Source organism: Halochromatium sp. (assembly GCF_054919635.1).
Genome location: NZ_JBUDPI010000262.1, coordinates 1 through 5,648, shown reverse-complemented (window position 1 = coordinate 5,648; position 5,648 = coordinate 1). Strand labels below are relative to the sequence as shown.

Sequence of the window (5,648 nt, the reverse complement as noted above, 5' to 3'; positions counted from 1 at the left end):
CATCGGCCACTGCTAGCGCCGGCCCGTCGTTGACGCCGTCGCCGACAAAGCCCACCTTGTGCCCGTTTCGCTGCAGGCCTTCGATCACGCTGGCCTTGTCCTCAGGCGCCATCTCGGCATAGACCGCATCGAGACCCAGCTCGGCGGCTAGCGCCTCGCCCTTCTCGCGCCGATCGCCGGTGATCATGACCAACTGCTTGATGCCGAGCGCCCGCAGTCGCGCGAGCGCCGCCGGGGCCTCCTCGCGTAAGGTGTCGCGCAACGCGATCAGGCCCACCGCGCCCTCGGCATTGCCGACGAACAGCAGCGTCTTGCCTTCCGCTTGCAGCGCATCGATCCGATCCTGATGGGCCTGGAAGTCGATCGCCATGTGCGCTTCCAGATAATGCCGGCTGCCGACCACGATGCGCCCGCCATCAACCTCGGCCTGCAGGCCATGGGCGACCATGTAGTCGACCTCACCGTGGGAGATATGCTCCAGATCACGCTCGCGGGCGGCCTCAACCACGGCCTGGGCGATCGGATGGCTGGCATGCTCCTCGACCGAGGCTACCATCGCTAGCAGCTCGGTCTCGGTGCAGGCGCAGCTGCCGGGCAGCACGACGACATCAGTGACCAGCAGATCGCTGTGGGTCAGGGTGCCGGTCTTGTCGAACACCAGGGTGTCGATCTCGGCCAGGGTCTCGATCGCCTCACCCCCCTTCATCAGCACACCGTGCTCGGCGGCGCGCGACATGCCCGCCTTGAACGCAACCGGCGTCCCCAGCTTCAGCGCGCAGGAATAATCGACTAGGAAGACCGATTGCAGCCGCGCCAGATCCCGCGTCAGCGCATAGACGGCGGCGCCGGTGCCGAGGGTCAGATAGACCCGCTTATCGGCCAGCTCATCGGCCACGCGTTGTGTGACCGCCTGCTCGGCCAATGAGGCCTGGATGAAGCGCGAGACCCGCGCGGTCGTCGTATCCTCACCAACCCGCGTCGCTTCTAGCCGTAGCCGTCCTTCGACCAACACCGAGCCGGCGATTACCCGCGCCGGGGCCTCCTTGCGCACCGGTACATCCTCGCCGGTGACACCGGCCTGATTCACCAGCGCCAGGCCATCGATGACATGGCCATCGACTGGGACCGTCTCGCCGACACCGACGACAACGGTCTCACCGGCGCGCACCTCGTCGCCCGAGACCTGCACCAAATCGCCATCGCGCTCGACCCAGGCCATTGCTGGATCAGGTCGCAACAGGCGACGCAGCAACCGATCGGACTGGCGCTGGGTGCGACGTTCTAGGAAAGAGCCAAGATCGAGCAGCAGATCAGTCAGATTGGCCGTGAACAGCTTACCATTGGCCGCCGCCAGACCGACCGCAAGCGCATCCAAAACCTCGACCTTGATGCCCTCGTGCACCAGGGTGTCGGCGCCCTTGGCGAGGGTTGAGCCGACATTGGCAAAGGTGAGCGCGACGCGCATCGGCGGGGTCAGGAACGGCAACACCGCCAACGTCAGTAGCGTCGTGATCATCGGTGTCACCTCGGCCTCGTGAACACCGTCTTCGCTGTAGCCTGGGATGGGCTCGGTCGAGAAGCGCTCGAGCCGGCGCAGCAGCGCCTGCCGCGCCTCCTCACCACCCTTGTAGTGAATGATCAGGCTGCGCGAAGCGCGATTGGCACGCACCTCCTCGGTGGCCGCTGCGGCGTCGATCCAATCCTCGAGCGCCGAGGCCTCACAGCCAGGCTCGCCCATGGCCGGGACGCGCAGCCGCAGACGGCCCGGTACCTCATGGATAATCCGATAATTAGTGAGCGCCACGGAACGCGTATCGACGGGGCTAGAGCAGATTGGAGGTCAGTTCGTTCAAGCCGGTACGGACTGAATAACATAGAGCCGAGTTTGGGTCCGGACTCGGGTCCGGACTGGCCCGCTCGGATTCGGACCGACCCTCAAGCGTCCTTATGCGACTCCGATGCCTGGATCTCGGCCTCAGCGTCGTGAAAGCGCTCCTTGATCTCCTCGACCCCGCCCTGGATGCCGCCCCAGAGCTTGACCACGCCCTTGATCGCGGTGCGCTGAACGTTCTCATTGGTGAGCAGATAGGCAGCGGCGGCCCCGATCAGCAAGCCCTTGATGAAGCGGTCGTTGCCGAGATTGAAGAACGAGGAGGTCGTCGGCGTGGGATAACCCATGCCGGGCATGGCGCCAGGCACGGCTCCTGCACCCGCCTGCGGCGCCATCGGCATCGGATGATAGGCGGGTTGAACATTGGCGTACTGGCCACCGGCCGGCATCATGCCTGGCTGCTGGGCAGCATAGGGCTGCTGCATCGTCTGGCCAGCGCCCATCGGCGCACCCGGCATGTGGCCGCCCTGCATTTGGGCACCCTGCATCGGAGATGGGGACATTGGCGATTGAGCCGGGGATTGCGCCGATGGCTGACCCGGCGAGACAGTACCTGGCGGATACGCGTAATAGCTCATGCTCGGATTCTCGAGGACTAGTAGGTAGGGAACGATGTCACGGAGTCGGCGGTGTCAGCGCTCGACGCGCCCTATGCCGCCCAAATGCCGCCCAAATGCCGTCCAGTTGCCGTACAAGTGCGGCTCAGCAAGACTCGGCGTCGGACTCCGTCGTCGGTGGCCCGGACGCCTTGGCGCGGGTCGACTGTGCCGCTGAATTCAGCGCGTACATCGTCGCCGTGCCTGTCACCAGGGTTGCGGCCAAGGCCAAGGTTGGACTGCGGAACTGGCTCGCCACCAGCGTCGCGGCGGCAGTTGCCACCCCCGAGGCGACACCGGTCCGCAGCGTATTGAGCGCCGCCTCACTTGAGGAGACCTCGCCGTGCTGGAGACGATGCAGGTTGGCAGCACCGGCGCCGGTCAGTCCGATCACCGTGCCAAGCTTGGCCATCTGGAACAGGGCGCTCGGGTTGTAGGGCGTCATCGTGTAGGGCGTACCGCCAACCATGGGCGGATAGTAGGATCGGTCGTCGTACTGGCTCATGGGATTAGCTTCCGGGCGAGTTTGAGGAATTCATAGTGGATGCGGCCGCAGCGTCGGCCCCTAGCGGCGTCTCCGCGTCGGTGCGATCGGTTGCCAAGCGGCCCGGCTGGCGGCGCTTGAGCCACTGACTCGCCAGTACCACGAGCGCCGCACCAACGATCACGCCGCCAACGCCTTCGGCGAGGTTCTTGGCGACGCCGTGACGCTGGCGCTGCATGCCATGCTCTGCGCGACTCATGACTCGCTGCTCCCCTCCAGGTAGCGCTGGATACCGTACATGACTGCAGTGCCACTGGCGAAGAGCACACCAAGCCGCAGCAGTCCTTGCTGGCGCACGGCACTCGCGGCGGCACCAGCGACCGCGCTGGCCGCAGCGGTCGCCAGTGCCGCTCGACCGGTATCGGCCAACGCACCAGCGGCATCGACCTCCTGGCGTTGCAGACGGCGGATATTCGCACCGGCGGCGGCAGAGCCGCCAATCACGGCGCCGAGCAGCGCCAGCTGGGCCAGCGCCGAGCAGCCGTCCGACGCAGCCGACCCGCTGGCCGGCGCGCTTGGATGAGGCATCGCCGGATAGGGTGCGAGTGGATCATAGGCAATAGGCGCTCGCATCAGCGCGTATTGATCCTCGCTGCTCATGGGTCGTCCTCGGTCTTCGACGATGTCGACGCGCGCTCCTTGAGCTTTTCAGCCCCGCTCTTGACTGCGCTCTTCGCCTTGGCGCCAGACTTGAACAGGGTATCCTGCACCTGTTCGTTGGTCAGCAGCAATACGGCTGCAGCCCCCACCAGCGCGCCTTTCCAGAACTCGGTGTCGTCAAGACTGAGCATCTGCGTCAGGCTGTTCAGTCCGTTGCCGCCCTGCGCGAGCTCCTCGAACAGCTGCTGCATACCGGCTTGCGGGCCCGGGCCCTGTCCTGCGCCAGCCTGCGCGCCGGCGTGAGTCCCACCGGTTCCTGGCATGCCGACGCCTGGCGTCCCAGCCATCGCCGCTGCGGCATGCCCTCCCATCGGTGCTGATGGGTTAGGCATAGCGCCTGCTGGCTGCGCGTAGAACGCCGGCGGCGGATAGCCCGCATGATAGGCATGGTAATAGGGTGCATAGGCACCTGGATAGGCGGATGCGATCATTGCCGGGTCCACCGCAGCCCCTGGATGTGGCTGCCCGTAGGCATCCTGGCCGTACCCAGGTTGCTGGTCCTGATGAGCATACCCAGGCTGCTGGGTTTGATACTGATGAGGATAATATTGAGGAGGCTGATATTGGGCCTGGGGCGGATACGGGGCCTGATATCCAGAGCGGTCATACGCCGGATGCTGCGGAGGATAACCGGACGGACCTTGCGACGCGTATGCTCCGGATGGGCCATACATCGCTTCGGCGGCCGTCGAGCCTGCCTGCTTAGGCGCTTCGCCCTTGGCGCCAGCCTCGGCTTGTGGTCGAGCGCCTGCACCAGACTGTTGTGCTGACTCCCCACCGGATTCTGATCCGGCGCCTGCATGGCGAGGCCCACCCGCCCCTGTCGCCTCATGCTCGGCTTCGCTCATCTTGTTGCTCCTCATCGGCGCCCTGAACACGAAATCGCTATGATAACCGCTTACATTATCCGCAAGCAATCAAAGGCTGTGCGCCTGTCCGCCGACCGGTTCAAAGTCTACCGCTCAGCCACAGCCGTTAGGCGCGATGGCTGCAGCGGAGACTGTAGAGCCGATTGAGCACCGGCGTTCTTTTCCGGCAGTGCCCAGAGCATCAGCGCCAGCGCCAGCGCAACACCAAGGACGGCCGGCACTAACCCGACCGATCCTTTGTCGGCCAGGCTCGAGACCGAGCGTAACGCAGCTCGGAGCTTGCAAACCTGAGCCCCAGCAAGAGTCCGCAGAGACTCGGCCGATGCTCGCAGCCCCGGATAGGAGGCCCTTCTCGAGTTACACATCGCAACCCTCCGTGCAGATAGTAGCGTTGACAATGGCTCCGAGCCAGTTCTTCTGGACCAGCGGAAAAATCCCGGCTCAGGCTGCCTGGCGCGAGCGCGCGATTCGCTCAGGATCAAGGCTGAACGGCCCTTGCAACGCCTGCTGGTCTGGGCCCTCAGCAAGCGCTGTGAGTGCCTGCGCGAAGGCACCAACGCTCGAGCGCGGCACCAACACGCAGGGCTTGCCCATTTGCTTACAGAAGCGCTTGGTGCGCGCGTAGGCGTTGTGGCTAACCGCATCGGACGGACAGATCACCGCATCGGCACGCGCGAGCACCGCTTCCAGGCGCTGCTGGCTGTCCTCGAGCCCGCCGTCGTGTCGGATCAGCTCGCCGTTGCAGCGCTGCACCAGATCGCGGTAGCGCGGTGCCAGATCGCTGCGCCCACCGACACAGAGGATGCGACGCCCTGACAGGTCCAGATCCGGACAGCGGTCGTTGCCTTCACCACAGGTCTTGCAGTCTTGAGCGTGACAACCAGGGGCCTCATCGCCGAACCCGACAAGACGCTCGAGGGCCTCGCAGGCGTGCACTTGCTCGCGCAACTGGGCGGTCAAATCAATGATCTCGGATTCAGCCGCCCCCAACCCCCACTCCACCGCGACCGACCGCAGCTCGGCGTCGGCCAAGCGTCGGCCCAGCAGATCATTGTCACCCTCCAGCTCCGCCACCCTCGCCCGCAGGG

Annotated in this window: 8 protein-coding genes; all 8 read right to left on the bottom strand. The window is 65.4% G+C overall.

Annotation, left to right across the window (positions count from 1 at the left end; translation table 11 throughout):
• Positions 1-1,804 (bottom strand): heavy metal translocating P-type ATPase (locus ACY693_RS14290; RefSeq protein ID WP_462322493.1); only part of this gene is annotated, 1,804 nt, incomplete at its 3' end.
• Between the two features lie 131 nt (positions 1,805-1,935).
• On the bottom strand, positions 1,936-2,469 hold the full coding sequence (locus ACY693_RS14285; protein WP_462322492.1) for a hypothetical protein: 534 nt from the start codon (positions 2,467-2,469) through the stop codon (positions 1,936-1,938).
• A 124-nt stretch (positions 2,470-2,593) separates the two neighbouring features.
• A complete protein-coding gene (locus ACY693_RS14280; protein ID WP_462322491.1) occupies positions 2,594-2,992 on the bottom strand; it encodes a hypothetical protein in 399 nt (132 codons plus the stop codon).
• A gap of 4 nt (positions 2,993-2,996) precedes the next feature.
• Positions 2,997-3,230, bottom strand: a complete 234-nt coding sequence (locus ACY693_RS14275) for a carbon monoxide dehydrogenase (protein WP_462322490.1) — start codon at positions 3,228-3,230, stop codon at positions 2,997-2,999.
• A complete protein-coding gene (locus tag ACY693_RS14270) occupies positions 3,227-3,631 on the bottom strand; it encodes a hypothetical protein (RefSeq protein WP_462322489.1) in 405 nt (134 codons plus the stop codon). The genes ACY693_RS14275 and ACY693_RS14270 overlap by 4 nt, the downstream gene beginning before the upstream one ends.
• Positions 3,628-4,122 (bottom strand): hypothetical protein, encoded by a 495-nt coding sequence (locus ACY693_RS14265; protein ID WP_462322488.1) that lies wholly within the window; start codon positions 4,120-4,122, stop codon positions 3,628-3,630. The genes ACY693_RS14270 and ACY693_RS14265 overlap by 4 nt, the downstream gene beginning before the upstream one ends.
• A 524-nt stretch (positions 4,123-4,646) precedes the next feature.
• Entirely contained in the window at positions 4,647-4,925 is a 279-nt protein-coding gene (locus ACY693_RS14260) for a hypothetical protein (protein WP_462322487.1), read from the bottom strand.
• Positions 4,926-5,001: 76 nt separating this feature from the next.
• Positions 5,002-5,648, bottom strand: a 647-nt coding sequence (locus ACY693_RS14255) for a DUF2325 domain-containing protein (RefSeq protein WP_462322486.1), incomplete at its 5' end; no start/stop codon positions are given.